12 protein-coding genes and 1 pseudogene are annotated in these 15203 nt (G+C 69.2%); 11 read left to right on the top strand and 2 right to left on the bottom strand.

Features of this window, described 5'->3' with window-relative positions:
• Nucleotides 1-3: 3 nt before the first annotated feature.
• Entirely contained in the window at nucleotides 4-708 is a 705-nt protein-coding gene (locus ACLHG5_RS07525) for a FadR/GntR family transcriptional regulator (protein WP_411314802.1), read from the bottom strand.
• Between the two features lie 320 nt (nucleotides 709-1028).
• On the opposite strand from ACLHG5_RS07525, the gene ACLHG5_RS07520 reads away from it, so the two are divergent.
• The 3 genes and pseudogenes from ACLHG5_RS07520 (at nucleotide 1029) to mfd (ending at nucleotide 6220) form a co-directional block, all read left to right on the top strand.
• On the top strand, nucleotides 1029-1721 hold the full coding sequence (locus tag ACLHG5_RS07520) for a 50S ribosomal protein L25/general stress protein Ctc (protein WP_411316273.1): 693 nt from the start codon (nucleotides 1029-1031) through the stop codon (nucleotides 1719-1721).
• A gap of 38 nt (nucleotides 1722-1759) precedes the next feature.
• A pseudogene (gene pth, locus ACLHG5_RS07515) lies at nucleotides 1760-2335 on the top strand (aminoacyl-tRNA hydrolase); the annotation flags it as partial.
• A gap of 183 nt (nucleotides 2336-2518) precedes the next feature.
• A complete protein-coding gene (gene mfd, locus ACLHG5_RS07510; protein WP_411318303.1) occupies nucleotides 2519-6220 on the top strand; it encodes a transcription-repair coupling factor in 3702 nt (1233 codons plus the stop codon).
• On the opposite strand, the gene ACLHG5_RS07505 is transcribed toward mfd, so the two are convergent.
• Nucleotides 6186-6989 carry a CPBP family intramembrane glutamic endopeptidase gene (locus tag ACLHG5_RS07505; protein WP_411318302.1) on the bottom strand — a complete coding sequence of 268 codons (804 nt, stop codon included), beginning with the start codon at nucleotides 6987-6989 and terminating at the stop codon, nucleotides 6186-6188. The two genes, mfd and ACLHG5_RS07505, sit on opposite strands and share 35 nt — an antisense overlap.
• A 52-nt stretch (nucleotides 6990-7041) precedes the next feature.
• On the opposite strand from ACLHG5_RS07505, the gene ACLHG5_RS07500 reads away from it, so the two are divergent.
• The 8 genes from ACLHG5_RS07500 (at nucleotide 7042) to ACLHG5_RS07465 (ending at nucleotide 15200) form a co-directional block, all read left to right on the top strand.
• Nucleotides 7042-8526 carry an MDR family MFS transporter gene (locus tag ACLHG5_RS07500; RefSeq protein WP_411318301.1) on the top strand — a complete coding sequence of 495 codons (1485 nt, stop codon included), beginning with the start codon at nucleotides 7042-7044 and terminating at the stop codon, nucleotides 8524-8526.
• A complete protein-coding gene (locus ACLHG5_RS07495; RefSeq protein ID WP_411314806.1) occupies nucleotides 8523-9200 on the top strand; it encodes a YabN family protein in 678 nt (225 codons plus the stop codon). Before ACLHG5_RS07500 ends, ACLHG5_RS07495 begins: the two co-directional genes overlap by 4 nt.
• Before the next feature lie 267 nt (nucleotides 9201-9467).
• A complete protein-coding gene (locus ACLHG5_RS07490) occupies nucleotides 9468-10073 on the top strand; it encodes a TetR family transcriptional regulator (RefSeq protein WP_411314807.1) in 606 nt (201 codons plus the stop codon).
• 37 nt (nucleotides 10074-10110) lie between these two features.
• Nucleotides 10111-11394: a histidine--tRNA ligase gene (hisS, locus tag ACLHG5_RS07485; protein ID WP_411318300.1), complete on the top strand. Its 1284-nt coding sequence runs from the start codon at nucleotides 10111-10113 to the stop codon at nucleotides 11392-11394.
• A gap of 129 nt (nucleotides 11395-11523) precedes the next feature.
• A complete protein-coding gene (gene eno / locus ACLHG5_RS07480) occupies nucleotides 11524-12804 on the top strand; it encodes a phosphopyruvate hydratase (protein ID WP_411314809.1) in 1281 nt (426 codons plus the stop codon).
• A gap of 20 nt (nucleotides 12805-12824) precedes the next feature.
• A complete protein-coding gene (locus ACLHG5_RS07475) occupies nucleotides 12825-13400 on the top strand; it encodes an FtsB family cell division protein (protein ID WP_411318299.1) in 576 nt (191 codons plus the stop codon).
• A gap of 1 nt (nucleotide 13401) precedes the next feature.
• Nucleotides 13402-13911 (top strand): DUF501 domain-containing protein, encoded by a 510-nt coding sequence (locus ACLHG5_RS07470; RefSeq protein WP_411314811.1) that lies wholly within the window; start codon nucleotides 13402-13404, stop codon nucleotides 13909-13911.
• Nucleotides 13908-15200: a S8 family peptidase gene (locus tag ACLHG5_RS07465; protein WP_411318298.1), complete on the top strand. Its 1293-nt coding sequence runs from the start codon at nucleotides 13908-13910 to the stop codon at nucleotides 15198-15200. Before ACLHG5_RS07470 ends, ACLHG5_RS07465 begins: the two co-directional genes overlap by 4 nt.
• Nucleotides 15201-15203: the final 3 nt, after the last annotated feature.

Below are 15203 nucleotides of genomic sequence, written 5' to 3'. Positions count from 1 at the left end.
GCGCTAGCCGCGGGGCACGCCGTCCCACACGTGCTCGACCTCGGAGACCGTGCGGCGCATGATGAGCTCCATGGCATCGTGGGCGCGCTGGGGGTGCGCGGCGTGCACCGCCTCCGCGACATCCATGTGCCACTGGAGCGCTTCCTCGTGGGGATGGGTGGGCATGAGTCCGAGGTCGGTGCGCCCGCGCAGCACGGCGGCGATCATCTCGTTCATCGCCGAGAACATCTCGTTGCCGCTCGCCTTGAGCACGAGGGCGTGAAAGCGGATGTCGAGCTCGAGGAACGCGTCGAGGTCGCCCGAGCGGCCGATCGTGCGCATGTGAGCGGCGACCGCGAGCAGTTCCGCGCCGAGCTCGGGGCTCGCGTGCCGTGCTGCGAGCTCTGCGGCGAACGGCTCGACGGCCGTACGCAGTTCAGTGAGGGAACGCAGTTGGGCACCGTCGTCGGTCACGGCGATACGCCACGCGATCACGTGGGGGTCGAAGACGTTCCACTCGGATGCGGGGAGCACGCGGATTCCGACCCTCTTGACCGACGTCACGAGACCGAGCGACCTCAGCACCCTGATGGCCTCGCGGATGACGGAGCGCCCGACCCCGAGCGACACCGCGAGGTCGTCGGCGAGCACGACCGCTCCGGCGGGGAGGGTGCCGCCGACGACGCGTCGACCGAGCTCGTCGACGGCGTGATCGTGCAGGCTACTCATGGGTGCAGAATACCGGGCGGCGCCCGCGGAACACCGCGGAGCAGCGGCCCGCGAAACCGGCCCGCGCGGCGGTCTCGACGCGAGCGTGTAAACTCGGGCACTGTACTTCGGCGAGGGATCGTCGTCGGCTGCGGAAACCGCGTCCGACCGACATCCGTGATCGACGCGGTGGGCAGGCAGTCCGAACGGGCACACGTCTTTCCTCACGCTGACATGCGTTCGAGTTGACCAGAACACCGTGGCCCGCCTCACGAGGACGGCGCCCGCTAAAGGAGATGACCATGGCTGAGACCACCCCCAAAGACAAGAACGCCGGCGGCATGAGCAGCGCCGACCGCGCGGGCACGAGCAAGAAGTCGCAGGTCGAGAGCAACGTTCTCGCCGCCGAGATCCGCACCTCGTTCGGTAAGGGCGCGGCCCGCAAGCTGCGCGCCCTCGGCAAGATTCCCGCCGTCGTCTACGGTCACGGCACCGAGCCCCAGCACCTCACCCTCCCGGGCCACGAGGTCGCTCTGCTCCTGCGCAAGGCGAACGCCGTGCTCGACCTCGACATCGAGGGCACGAGCCAGCTCGCCCTCGTGAAGGACGTGCAGAAGGACCCGGTCAAGCAGCTCATCGAGCACGTCGACCTCATCGTCATCCGTCGCGGTGAGAAGGTCGTCGTCGACATCCCCGTGCACGTCGAGGGCGACACCTTCCCCGGCACGATCGCGCAGCTCGAGAGCCCGACCATCTCGGTCGAGGCCGAGGCCACGCACATCCCCGAGAGCGTCTCGATCAGCGTCGAGGGCTACGAGGAGGGCACCCAGGTGCTCGCCGACGACCTCACGCTCCCCAAGGGTGCGACGCTCGTCACCGACCCGGAGACCCTCGTGGTCAACGTCATCACGCCGCAGCTCGACCTCACGAGCGACGCCGACCCCGAGCCCGAAGACGACGAGTCGGCCGAGGGTGACTCCGACGAGTCCGGAGACGACAGCACGAACGACGGCTCCGACGAGAAGTCGGAGTAGTCACGGCCCTCTTCGGCCGTCAGGCGCCGGCGCCATCGGATCGATGGCTCGTAGTCGGGCTCGGTAACCCCGGGCCCGGCTACGCCGGCAACCGCCACAACGTCGGCCAGATGATCGTGGGCGAGCTCGCCGATCGCGCGCGGGCGTCGTTCAAGAAGCACCGTGCGAACGCCGTGGTCGCCGAGGGGCGCACGGCACCCGGTGGCCCGTCGTTCGTGCTCGCCAAACCGAACACGTTCATGAACGTGTCCGGGGGCCCCGTCGCGGGCCTCGCCAAGTATTACGGCGTGCCGCACGAGCGCATCGTGATCGTGCACGACGAGCTCGACATCCCCTTCGACACCGTCAAGCTCAAGAGCGGCGGCGGTCACGGCGGGCACAACGGTCTGCGCGACATCATCCAGGCCACGGGCTCGCCCGACTTCGTGCGCGTGCGTGTGGGCATCGGGCGCCCTCCCGGTCGCCAGCCCGCCGCCGACTTCGTGCTCAAAGACTTCTCGTCGGTCGAGAAGCAGACGCTCCCGTCGCTCGTCTCCGACGCAGCGGATGCCGTCGAACTTCTCGCGAGCGAGGGTCTGACCGCCGCGCAACTCAAGTTCCACACCGCGAGCTGACCGCGCGGTTTCGCAGGACCCTCTGGTGTCGGAGGCTCAGAAACTCCGGCGATTGCTGCGCTGTCGGCAGAACTTCCTGCATCTCCGTCGGCCCACGGGGCTCGGGCAGGGCGGTCTGGCGGCGCATGCCCGCCGTGTGGGCCCGCAGCGGTCGCTGTCAGTGGGCGCGCGTAGACTTCTGCGGTGTCACTTTCAGGCTTGATTGCGGGGCTTTCGCGCGCCCAGACTTTCGGCGACGCCCTCGAATACGCTTCGGGCAGCGCCGACTTCTCCCTCGTCGACGGGTTGCGCGCGCCGCTGCTCGCGGGGCTCCTCGATCGGCGCGAGGGTCCGCAAGCGCTCTTCGCGATCGTCGCGACCGGTCGCGACTCCGAGTCGCTGCGATCCGCCTTGCCGAGCGTGCTGCCTGACGCCGAACTCGTGGAGTTCCCGGCGTGGGAGACCCTCCCGCACGAGCGCTTGAGCCCGAGCGCGGAGACGGTCGGCAAACGCATCCGCGCCCTCCGCAGGCTCGCCGCGTGGCAAGCGGCGGTCGACGCGCAGCGCGCGGGCGGGGCGACCGCCGACTCGACTGCCGAGCCGGTTCGCGACATCGTCATCGTCGCGAGCGTGCGCGCCGCCCTGCAGCCGCTCTCCGACAACCTCACGAGCCTCGAGCCGCTGCGACTCGAGGCCGGGGGCCGCGGCTACAACCTCGGCACGATCGCCGTGCAGCTCATCGATCTCGCCTACTCGCGCGTCGACATGGTCACGCGACGCGGCGAGTTCGCGGTGCGCGGCGGCATTCTCGACGTCTTCGCTCCCGACGCCGAGCACCCCGTGCGCGTCGAGTTCTTCGGCGACGAGGTCGAGCACATCCGCTTGTTCTCGGTCGCCGACCAGCGGTCGCTGCCCGACGCCGTCGAGGTCGCGGAACTCCCGCCGAGTCGCGAGATGCTTCTGAGCCCCGAGGTGCGCCAGCGTGCCGCCGAGATGCAGCACGAGTTTCCGAGTCTCACGCAGATGCTCGCCAAGATCGCCGAGGGCATCCCCGTCGACGGCATGGAGTCGCTCGCGCCCGCCCTCGTCGACAGGCTCGTGCCCATCACCCACTACCTGCCCGCGGATGCCGCGATCGCGGTGCTCTCGCCCGAGCGCGTCGCGGCGCGAGCCGTCAGTCTCGTCGAGACCAACCGGGAGTTCTTGAGCGCGGCGTGGAACGCGGCCACGGCCGGCGCCGAAGCGCCCATCGACCTCGACTCGGGAGACTTCTTGAGCCTCATGGGGCTCCGCGAGGCCGCGGGGTCTCGCGCGTGGTGGACGATGAGCTCGTTCGACTCGGGTGCCGCCGAGCCCACGGCCGCGGCGGGCGGAGCCGACAGCACGACGGCCCTCGCGAAGCTCACGGATGCCGACATCAGCGCGCTCGTCGACGACGCGGGCGAATACGTCCGCGTCGTCGCCGACACCGTGCCGAGTTTCACGGGTCAGGCCGAGGGCGCGATCGAGCACGTCGGTCGTCGACTCGGTGAGGGCTGGAGCGTCGTCGTCGTCGCGGAGGGCGCGGGGCTCGTCGAGCGCGCGGCCGAGGCTCTCGGCGAGCACGGTTTCGCGGCGCGCGCCGTCGACGACCTCCCGGAGGAGCTCGACGACGGTGTCGCGTATCTCGTCAAGGCGGGGGTCGAGGCCGGGTTCGAGCTGCCCGACATCCGTCTCGCCGTGCTCGGCGAAGCCGAGTTCTACGGGCGCACGGCGGGCTACGGCGGCAGGCAGGTCAAGAAGCTCGCGACGAGGCGCAAGAACGTCGTCGACCCTCTGCAGCTCAAGGCCGGCGACATCGTCGTGCACAACACCCACGGCATCGGGCGGTTCATCGAGCTCGTGCAGCGCGAGGTGAGCTCGGGTGGCCGCAACGCCGTCAAGAACAGTCGCGAGTATCTCGCGATCGAATACGCGCCGAGCAAGCGCGGATACCCCGGAGACAAGCTCTTCGTGCCGACCGACCAGCTCGACCTCCTCACGCGCTACGTGGGCGGTGAAGCGCCCACGCTCAGCAAGATGGGCGGGAGCGATTGGTCGGCGGCCAAGGGCAAGGCGCGACGCGCGGTGCGCGACATCGCGGTCGAGCTCGTGAAGCTCTATTCGGCGCGCATGGCGAGCCGCGGACACGCGTTCGGCCCCGACACCCCGTGGCAGCGCGAGCTCGAGGAGGCGTTCCCGTTCGCCGAGACCCCCGACCAGCTCACGACGATCGACGAGGTCAAGGCCGACATGGAGCGGCCCATCCCCATGGACCGTCTCATCGCCGGTGACGTCGGCTACGGCAAGACCGAGGTCGCCGTGCGCGCCGCGTTCAAGGCCGTGCAAGACGGCAAGCAAGTCGTGATGCTCGTTCCGACGACGCTGCTCGTGCGTCAGCACCTCGAGACCTTCCAGGAGCGCTTCGCCGGGTTCCCCGTGCACTTGAGGGCGCTCAGCAGATTCCAGACCGAGAAGGAGTCGAAGGAGGCGATCGAGGGGCTCGCCGACGGCAGCGTCGACATCGTCATCGGAACGCACCGCTTGCTCGCGAAGGGCGTCGTCGTCAAAGACCTCGGTCTCGTGATCATCGACGAGGAGCAGAGGTTCGGGGTCGAGCACAAAGACGCGCTGAAGAAGCTCAAGACCAACGTCGACATCCTCGCGATGAGTGCGACGCCGATCCCGCGAACGCTCGAGATGGCGGTCACGGGGATCCGCGAGATGTCGACGCTCGCGACGCCTCCCGAAGACCGCCACCCGATCCTCACGTTCGTGGGGCCGTACAGCCCCAACCAGGTGAGCGCCGCGATCCGCCGCGAACTCCTGCGCGAGGGCCAGGTCTTCTTCGTGCACAACCGGGTGTCGAGCATCAATCGCGTGGCATCCCAGCTCGCCGAGCTCGTTCCCGAGGCGCGCGTGGCCGTGGCCCACGGGCAATTGCCCGAGCACGTGCTCGAGCAAGTGATGGTCGACTTCTGGGAGCGCAAGTTCGACGTGCTCGTCTCGACGACGATCATCGAGACCGGGCTCGACATCGCCAACGCGAACACCCTCATCATCGACCGCGCAGACAAGTACGGCCTCTCGCAACTGCACCAGTTGCGCGGGCGGGTCGGGCGAGGGCGGGAGCGGGCATACGCCTACTTCCTCTACGACGCCGAGAAGCCCCTCGGCGAGGTCGCGCACGACCGTCTCGCGACGATCGCGGCGAACAACGAGCTCGGCGCGGGCATGCAGGTGGCTCTCAAAGACCTCGAGATCCGCGGAGCGGGAAACCTCCTCGGCGGCGAGCAGTCCGGTCACATCGCGGGCGTCGGTTTCGACCTCTACCTGCGCATGATCGGCGAGGCCGTGAGTTCGTTCCGTGGCGACGTCGCCGAGGGGCAGACCGAGTTGCGGCTCGAGCTGCCCGTGGATGCGCACATCCCCGAGGATTACGTCGAGAGCGAGCGTCTGCGGCTCGAGGCCTACCAGAAGCTCTCGTCGGCGAGCGGGCCCGCATCGGCCGACGCGGCGATCGACCAGGTGCTCGACGAGCTCGCCGACCGCTACGGCGAGCCGCCCGCGGCGGTGCACAACCTCGTGGCGGTCTCGAGGCTGCGCCGGATGGCGCAGAAGGCGGGTCTCTCAGAGGTCGTGGCGATGGGCACGAACCTCCGGGTCGCGGGCATGGAGCTCGCCGACTCGATCCAGGTGCGGATGCAGCGCCTCTACCCGGGGGCGCGCTACTTCGCCCAGACCTCGTCGGTGTCGATTCCGATGCCGAAGGTCGACGGCGCGACTCTCACCGACGCCGCCCTCATCGAGTGGACGAGGGGCCTGCTCGTGTCGATCTTCGGCGCCGAGACGGTCACCGCACCCGAGGTGGACTCGGCGTCGACCTAGTCGACGGCTCGCGGTGCACCCCGTAGACGATCACCGGGATGAGCACGAGCGATCGCACGTCGATGAGCGCGTGCGCGACGATCGGCAGGAGAATCGACCCCGTCGCGAGGTAGAGCGCCATGAGTGCGGCCCCGATGACGGTCGACCCGACGACTCCCGCAACGCCCTGGTAGGCGTGGAGCGCGCCGAAGACCGCGACACTCGCGACGATCGCCACGAGAGCGCTGCCGGTCACGCCGAAGACGATCGCCGGGAGCGCGAGCCGGAAGAGCAGCTCCTCGACGATGCCCGCGTTCACCGAGAGCGCTGCGCCGTAGGGCAGTTCGCGGCGGTTGCGGGGGAGCAGGGTGTGGATGTCGCCGATCGTCGGCACGGTGTCGACCGAGCGTGCGAGAAAGAGCACGAGGGTGCCGCCGACGAGAACGACGGCGGCGACCGACCACGCGACGACGTCGAGCAGGCCGCCCGTCGACTCCCACCACGACCGCGCCGACGCGACCCACCAGACCCCGTCGACCTCGTCGAGGAGCAGCGGGACGTACTGCCACACGAACGCGAGCACGACGACCGACGCTCCGCCGAACGTGAGGAGTGAGTCGAGGAGCCAGCGCCGCATCGCGCGGACACGTCGCCTCGTGCTGCGAAAGCGCGTGAATCGGCGGTAGTCCCTGCGGTCCCGCTTTATGGCGCGCGCCACGAGGAGCGCGAGGAGACCCGCGAGGAGCGCGCCGAGTGTCCACGGTGCTCCCGGCCACGCGGGGTCGATCATCGTCGGCCGGTCGGGTCGAGTGGGGGAGGCATCGCATCCATGATGGAACACCGTGACCAGAAAATCTTCCGCCGGTGTCGGCTTCACCTCCGATCGCGGCCCGGTGCTCATCGCCCTCATGGTCACGACGGGGCTCGTCGCGATCGACGCGACCATCCTGGCGACGGCGGTGCCGACGATCGTCTCCGAGCTCGGCGGTTTCGCACAGTTCCCGTGGCTGTTCTCGATCTACCTCCTGGGCCAGGCGGTCTCGGTGCCGATCTTCTCCAAGCTCGCCGACACCGTGGGGCGCAAGCCCATAATCCTCGTCGGCATCGGTCTGTTCCTCGTCGGGTCGGTCCTGTGTGGGTTCGCGTGGGACATGACGTCGCTCATCGTGTTCCGCGCCGTGCAGGGGCTCGGGGCGGGCGCCGTGCAGCCCATCGCCATCACGATCGCGGGGGACATTTACACGCTCCGGGAACGCGCGAAAGTGCAGGGTTATCTCGCGAGTGTCTGGGCGATCTCCTCGGTCGTCGGACCGACCCTCGGCGGGGTCTTCTCCGAGTTCGTGTCCTGGCGCTGGATCTTCTTCATCAACATCCCCCTGTGCATCGCGGCGGGGGTGCTTCTCGTGCGCCAGTATCACGAGACCCTCGAACCCCGGAGGCACCGCATCGACTACCTCGGTGCTGCCCTCCTCGCCGCGAGCCTGACCCTCGTGATCCTCGGCATCCTCGAGGGCGGTCAGGCTTGGGCGTGGAACTCGCCGCAGAGCCTCACCGTCTTCGCCGCGGGTGGTCTGCTGCTCCTCGCCTTCGTGTTCGCGGAGCGGCGCGCCGACGAGCCCGTGTTGCCGCTGTGGGTTCTCTCCCGCCGGCTCCTCGGGGTGACGGCGCTCGTGTCGGTGGGGGTCGGGGCGATCCTCATCGGTCTGACCTCCTACGTGCCGACCTACCTCGAGGGCGTGCTCGACGTCTCGCCGCTGACGGCGGGGCTCACCCTCGCTGCCCTCACGATCGGGTGGCCGATCTCGGCATCGCTCTCCGGACGGCTCTACTTGCGGTTCGGTTTCCGGGCAACGGTTCTCACGGGGAGCGTCATCACGACGACGGGAGCGCTCGCGCTCGTCGCTTCTGCAGGCGACCCGTCGATCCCCCTCGTCGCGGCGAGTAGCTTCGTCGTGGGCCTCGGGCTCGGGCTCGTCGCCACCCCGAGCCTCATCGCCGCCCAGTCGAGCGTCGAGTGGAACGAGCGCGGAGTCGTCACGGGCACCAACCTCTTCGCCCGCTCGATGGGCAGCGCGGTCGGCGTCGCCGTCTTCGGGGCGGTCGCCAACGCGCTCTTCGCCTCGGTCGGCACCGACCCGACAGCGCCCGAAGCGGTGCAGGCGGGGTCGACGAGCGTCTTCGTGGGCGTGGCCATCAGCGCGGTAGCGGTCGTCGCCGTGGCCCTCGCGATGCCCGGGCGCGCGGCATCCGCATCGGGAGGGGCGGCGGACGACGGGGCGGCGGACGACGGGGCGGCGGACGACGGGTCTGCGACGATGGAGCCATGACCGACGCTCCGCACCCCCGACTCGACGAGCTCATCGCTGTTCTCGCGCGGTTGCGCGCTCCGGGTGGCTGCGCGTGGGATCGCGAGCAGACCCACGAGTCGCTCGTGCAATACCTCCTCGAGGAGACCTACGAACTCGTCGAGGCGATCGAGTCCGGCTCGCGCGACGACCTCGTCGAGGAGCTCGGCGACGTGCTCTACCAGGTGATCTTCCACGCCGACATCGCCGCTCACGCGACCGATCGCTCGTTCGACATCGAGGATGTCGCCGAGCGCATGACGGCGAAGATGGTCGGTCGTCATCCCCACGTGTTCGCCGAGTCGACGGCGGAGACCGCTGCGGATGTCGTGGCCCTGTGGGAAGACGTCAAGGCCGTGGAGAAACCGGGTCGCACGAGCGTGCTCGACGGCATCCCGCTCGCGATGCCATCGCTGCTCCTCGCCGCGAAGCTCGTCGGGCGCGCGGAACGCGTGGGCGTGGCCCCGGCCACACCGACCCCACCCGTTTCGGAATCCGTCGCGTCGCCCGAGTCGGAGGAGGCGCTCGGATCGCTCCTGCTCTCGATCGTCGCGGATGCCCGCTCGGCCGGCCTCGATCCCGAGCGTGCGTTGCGCGGGGCGCTGCGTGACCTCCGCACCGACATCCGTGCGGCGGAGTCACCCGCGCAGCGCTGAGGTGGATGCCCTCCCGAGGGGGGCTGGGGAGGGCATCCTGGCAGTGGGCGCGACGTTCCCGCGAACGGGAAGCGTGGCCCGGAACCTGCCGGCGGGTCAGGCGCAACTACCCGAAAGCGCACTTGACCCTGAGTGAAAGGGCAACCCGAATGCCCTTTCGCACACACCCTATCTCGTTGACGACAATTCGGCAAACAGTTGTTATGGTTAGTCGGGTTCGCGACGCTGCGATCCCCCCAGACAGACCCGACGATGAGGATGCCGCCGATGTCACGCCGCCCCGACCCCGAGCGCAAGCCGCAATTGCTCTCGGACATCCTCGATTACCTCGCCGACAAGCCCCTCTCCTCGGTGACCTTCCGCGCCATCGCCGACCACCTCGACGTGAGCGCTTTCGCGGTCGTCTACCACTTCGGAACCAAAAGCAACCTCGTCGCCGAGATCGTGCAGGCCATCGGAGACCGGCAGCGTCGGGGGTTCGGCGACATCGAATTGAACGCGACGAGCGTCGACGAATACCTCGAGGGCATCTACCGCTATTGGGAGTGGACCCTCGAGCCCACCAACAGGTACCTCCATCGCCTCGAGGTCGAGGCCGGAATGCTCCAAGCCATCGACCACGTGCCGGTCGGCGAGCGGTCGACGCTCGGCGGCTGGTACGAACTCGTCTCCGAAGGCCTGTGCGAGCTCGGAATCCCGGATGACACGGCTCGCGTCGAAGCGCGGGCGATGGTCAACATCATGTACGGCTTCCAATACGACCTCGTGCTCCTCGGCGAGATCGAGGCCACTCGGCAGGCTTTCGACGCGATGGTCGAGGTCTACCGTCACCGCTTGACCGATCTCATCGAGCGGGCGCGCGCCGCGACGTGAGCGCGAGGCCCTGCTCGCGCTCTGGTTGAATCGGGTCATGGCTTCTCCCGTCTCCCCGCCGCGCGGAATGCGCGATTTCCTCCCCGCCGAGAAACGCCGCAGGGAGCACGTGCTCGCGAAGATCCGCCGGGTCTACACGGCTCACGGTTTCGACGAGATCGAGACGCCCGTCATGGAAGACAGTGCACGGTTGCACGCGGGTCTCGGTGGCGACAACGAGAAGCTCGCCTTCGGAGTGCTCAAGCGCGGCCTCACCCCCGACGACCTCCGGGCGGCGACCGACCCGCTCGACCTCGCCGACCTCGGTCTCCGGTTCGACCTCACGGTTCCGCTCGCGCGCTTCTACGCGTCCCACCGCGCCGAGCTCCCGACGGTGTTCCGCTCCATCCAGATCGCTCCGGTCTGGCGAGCGGAGCGCCCGCAGAAGGGTCGCTACCGTCAGTTCGTGCAGTGCGACATCGACATCGTCGGCGAGTCGGGGGCGATCGCCGAGATCGAACTCATCGCGGCGACGATCGCGACTCTCGAGAGCCTCGGACTCGACGGGTGCTCGATCCGCATCAACGACCGGCGCATCCTCACGGCGATGCTCTCGTCACTCGGATTCGCCGAGTCCGACCACGCGAGCATCGTCATCACGGTCGACAAACTCGACAAGATCGGCCGGGGCGGTGTCGTCGCCGAACTCGCTGAGCGCGGTGTCGACGCGGGCGCGATCGCCGCGCTCGACGACCTGCTCGCGGCGCAGACATCCGACACGGGCACCGCACGCTTCGGGCGGGAGTCGATCGCGCGCGCCGTGCCCGCCGACGTCGACGCGGGCCTCATCGACGAGCTCGCCTCGCTCGGAGCCGCGATCGACGCCCTCGGCTCGAACGTCGAGCTCGTCTTCGACCCGTTTCTCGTGCGGGGGATGGGCTACTACACGGGAACGATCTTCGAGATCGCGCACCCCTCGTCGTCGAGCGCTCTCGGTGGTGGTGGCCGGTACGACGGCATGATCGGGCGGTTCCTCGGCACGCCCGTGCCCGCCGCCGGATTCTCGATCGGGTTCGAGCGCATCGTCGACCTCCTCGAGGCCGACGCGAGCGACGACCGCGACTCGGTCGCGCTCGTCGCCGACCCGGACGTCGACCCGGCTCGCCTCGTGAAGCTCAAGACCGCGCTCATCGAGACGGGCGCGCGCGTTCGACTCGAGCGCAAGCCCCGCAACGTCAAGCCGCTCTTCGCGTCGCTCGCGGCGGCCGGGTTCGCGTCGGTCGCGACCGTCACCTCGTCGACCGAGACGATCGCCGACCTCGAGCTGCGGCCGCTCGCCTGATCCTCGGGCCGCGCGCGCCCCCCTCGCCGTCGACCGTTTCCCTCCCCCGAGTAGGATGTCGAGGGCACGCGCGAGGTCTGTTCGCGCGTGATCATCAGCCACAAAACCCCCACACGAAGGAGATCTCTGGTGTCAGCGATCGAGGTAGTACGAGCCCGCGAGATTCTCGACAGCCGGGGCAACCCGACCGTCGAGGTCGAGGTGTTGCTCGAAGACGGCACCGTGTCGCGCGCGGCCGTGCCATCGGGAGCGTCCACGGGAGCGTTCGAGGCCTACGAGCTGCGCGACGGCGACAAGAAGCGCTACCTCGGCAAGGGTGTCACGAAGGCCGTCGACGCCGTCAACGGCGAGATCGCCGCCGCGGTCGAGGGAATCGACGCGACCGACCAGCGCGTGCTCGACGAGACCCTCATCGCTCTCGACGGAACCGACAACAAGAAGCGACTCGGCGCCAACTCCATCCTCGGAGTCTCGCTCGCCGTCGCGAAGGCCGCGGCCGACTCGTCGGACCTGCCGCTCTTCCGCTACGTCGGTGGCCCCAACGCGCACACCCTCCCCGTGCCGATGCTCAACGTCATCAACGGTGGTTCGCACGCCGACAGCAACGTCGACATCCAGGAGTTCATGATCCTGCCCGTCGGAGCCGACACCTTCTCCGAGGGCCTCCGCTGGGGAGTGGAGACCTACCACGCCCTCAAGTCGATCCTCCACAGCAAGGGTCTCAGCACGGGCCTCGGCGACGAGGGTGGCTTCGCCCCCAACCTCGACAGCAACCGCGCGGCCCTCGACCTCCTCGTCGAGGCCATCTCGAAAGCCGGCTTCACGCCCGGAAAAGACATGGCGCTCGGCCTCGACGTCGCCGCGACCGAGTTCTTCGAGAAGGGCTCGTACCTCTTCGAAGGCAAGAAGGTCAGCGCGGGCGACATGTCGGCCTACTACGGCGACCTCGTCTCGAGCTACCCGCTCGTGACGATCGAAGACCCGCTCGACGAAGACGACTGGGAGGGCTGGGCTCAGCTCAACGCCGAGATCGGCGACAAGGTGCAGATCGTCGGCGACGACCTCTTCGTCACCAACCCCAAGCGCCTCGCGAAGGGCATCGGGCTCAGCTCCGCCAACTCGATCCTCGTCAAGGTCAACCAGATCGGCACGCTCACCGAGACCCTCGACGCCGTCACGCTCGCGCAGCGCAGCGGCTACACCGCCGTGCTGTCGCACCGCTCGGGAGAGACCGAAGACACGACGATCGCGCACCTCGCGGTCGCCACCGATTCGGGTCAGATCAAAACCGGCGCCCCGGCCCGCTCCGAGCGCGTCGCGAAGTACAACGAGCTGCTCCGCATCGAAGAAGAGCTCGGCGCCGCAGCCGTTTACGCGGGGCGCAGCGCGTTCCCACGCTTCTCGAACTGAGCGCGGCTTAGTCTGAGGTCATGAAGAGTCGGCAGCGCACCCGGAGGGTTCCGGTTGCGCTGCCGACCTCCGACATCGGCCCCGCGGCGTGGTTGCGCAGCATCCGACTCTCGGGTTTCACGATTGCCGTGTTGACCCTCGTGATCCTCACGGTCGTCGTTCTCGCGCCGAGTCTGCGCATCCTCGTCGAGCAGCGGCAGGAGATCGCGGCGCTCACCGCCGAGGTCGAGCGCCAGCAGGCCGAGGTCGACGACCTCGAAGCCGAGCGGGCCAGGTGGGACGACCCGAGCTACCTCCAGTCGCTCGCGCGCGAACGACTCGACTACGTGTATCCCGGCGAACTGAGCTTTCTCGTGATCGACGACGGCAGCACGCCGACCGATGCCGAGGGACTCCCGATCAGCGACGACATCCAGACCACGGATGTCGACTGGGTCTCGTCACTCTTCTCCTCCGTGCTCACGGCAGCTCTCACCGACGCCCCCGCGGGCGAAATCGTGTCGCCGTCGCTCGACACCCCCGCTCCCGACGAGCAGGCCCCCGAAGTGCCGGCACCCGAACAACCGGCACCCGATGCACCATCCGAGGAGGGCTGACATGCCCACTCCGCCCTTCGACGAAGCGACCCCCGCCGACATCGCGACGGTCACCGCGCAGCTCGGTCGCCCCGTGCGCGGTGTCGTCGGCATCGCCGCTCGCTGCGTGTGCGGCAGGCCCACGGTCGTCGCGACCCAGCCGCGACTCGACGACGGCACGCCGTTTCCGACCCTCTACTACTTGAGCCACCCCGCGGCGACCGCGGCGGTCTCGACCCTCGAGGCGACCGCGGTCATGCCCGAGCTCGCCGCTCTGCTCTCCGACGACGACACCGCGTCTGCCTACCGCCGCGCGCACGAGGCCTATCTCGCAGACCGCGCGACGCTCGACGACGTGCCCGAGATCGAGGGCATCTCGGCCGGTGGGATGCCCACGCGGGTCAAGTGCCTGCACGCCCTCGTCGGTCATTCCCTCGCGGCGGGCCCCGGAGTCAACCCCATCGGCGACCTCGCACTCGAGCGCGCGTCGTGGTCGCCCGACCGGTGCGAGTGCGTCACGGACTCACCGTGACCGGGGCCTCCCGCCGCGGCGCCGCGCTCGTGGCGCTCGTCGCGGTCGTCAGCTCGACCTTCGTCGTCGCGCTCCCGGCCGCCGCCGACGAGGTGCGGGACCGCCAGTATTGGCTCGCCGACTACGGAATTTCGGATGCCTGGTCGACGACGCGCGGCGCCGGCGTCACGGTCGCCGTGATCGACACGGGGGTCGACGGAAGTCACCCCGACCTCGTCGGCACTGTCGTGGGCGGAACGGATGTCTCCGGCGTCGGTTCCGCCGACGGTCAGACCCCGGTCGGCGACGGTCCCGAACACGGCACGATGGTCGCGTCGCTCCTCGCGGGGCAGGGGCACGGACCGGGCGGCGGTGACGGCGTCATCGGCGTCGCTCCGGAGGCGAAGATCCTCGCCGTCTCGGTGGGTTTCGGTGTCGGCACGCGCGGCTCAGACGAGCAGATCGCGGATGCCGTGCGCTGGTCGGTCGACAACGGCGCCGACGTCATCAACATGTCGCTCACCCGCAACACGCTCGAGTGGCCGGAGAGCTGGGACGACGCCTTCCTCTACGCGATGGAGAACGACGTCGTCGTCGTCGCGGCCGCGGGCAACCGGGGGAGCGGAACATCCGTCGTCGGCGCCCCCGCGACGATGCCCGGCGTCTTGACCGTCGCGGGGGTCGACGAGACCGGGAGGGCGAGCTTCGACGCGTCATCGCAGGGCATCACGATCTCGGTCTCGGCGCCGAGCGAGGGTCTCGTCGGGGCCGCCCCCGACAACGAATACCGCGCGTGGGCGGGCACGAGTGGCGCCGCGCCGCTCGTCTCGGGCCTCGTCGCGCTCGTGCGGTCGGCCTATCCCGACCTCGATGCGACGAACGTCATCAATCGCGTGATCCGCACGGTCGACCCGGTCGGGTCGACGATTCCGAGCCCCATCTACGGCTACGGTCTCATCAACGCGTCGAAGGCCGTCGGCGATGCCGTGGCCCCCGTCGACGCCAACCCCATGGGTGACCTGGCGGAGTGGATCAGGGTCAACCGCCGTGCAGACGCTCCCGACCCGAGCACCGAGGCGCCCGACCCCGCGCCCGCCCCCGGTCCTCCCGTCACGACGGCGAGCGAGCCGGTGGATGTCGGCAACCCTCTCGGTGTCGTTCTGCCCACGGTCGAGTCGGTGCGCGCGGTCGGGATCCCGCTGCTCGTCATCGCCGTCTTCGCCGCGGGGTTCGGCGTGAGCATCGGGGGTCTCGTGCGCGCTCTCGTCGTTCGACGGCGCAAAACGGCCGCAGACGGGCGTGTACATTAAGTC

This window comes from Marisediminicola sp. LYQ85, from assembly GCF_046600695.1.
Lineage (GTDB): Bacteria > Actinomycetota > Actinomycetes > Actinomycetales > Microbacteriaceae > Marisediminicola.
This window is presented reverse-complemented; position numbering and strand designations above follow the sequence as displayed.

What these genes read in the sequence shown, in the direction of transcription:
- ACLHG5_RS07490 (WP_411314807.1), top strand. Translation starts at nt 9,468, where the DNA reads ATGTCACGCCGCCCCGACCCCGAGCGCAAGCCGCAATTGCTCTCGGAC.
- ACLHG5_RS07525 (WP_411314802.1), bottom strand. Translation starts at nt 708, where the DNA reads ATGAGTAGCCTGCACGATCACGCCGTCGACGAGCTCGGTCGACGCGTC.
- ACLHG5_RS07505 (WP_411318302.1), bottom strand. Translation starts at nt 6,989, where the DNA reads ATGATCGACCCCGCGTGGCCGGGAGCACCGTGGACACTCGGCGCGCTC.
- ACLHG5_RS07470 (WP_411314811.1), top strand. Translation starts at nt 13,402, where the DNA reads ATGCCCACTCCGCCCTTCGACGAAGCGACCCCCGCCGACATCGCGACG.
- hisS (WP_411318300.1), top strand. Translation starts at nt 10,111, where the DNA reads ATGGCTTCTCCCGTCTCCCCGCCGCGCGGAATGCGCGATTTCCTCCCC.
- ACLHG5_RS07520 (WP_411316273.1), top strand. Translation starts at nt 1,029, where the DNA reads ATGAGCAGCGCCGACCGCGCGGGCACGAGCAAGAAGTCGCAGGTCGAG.
- ACLHG5_RS07475 (WP_411318299.1), top strand. Translation starts at nt 12,825, where the DNA reads ATGAAGAGTCGGCAGCGCACCCGGAGGGTTCCGGTTGCGCTGCCGACC.
- ACLHG5_RS07495 (WP_411314806.1), top strand. Translation starts at nt 8,523, where the DNA reads ATGACCGACGCTCCGCACCCCCGACTCGACGAGCTCATCGCTGTTCTC.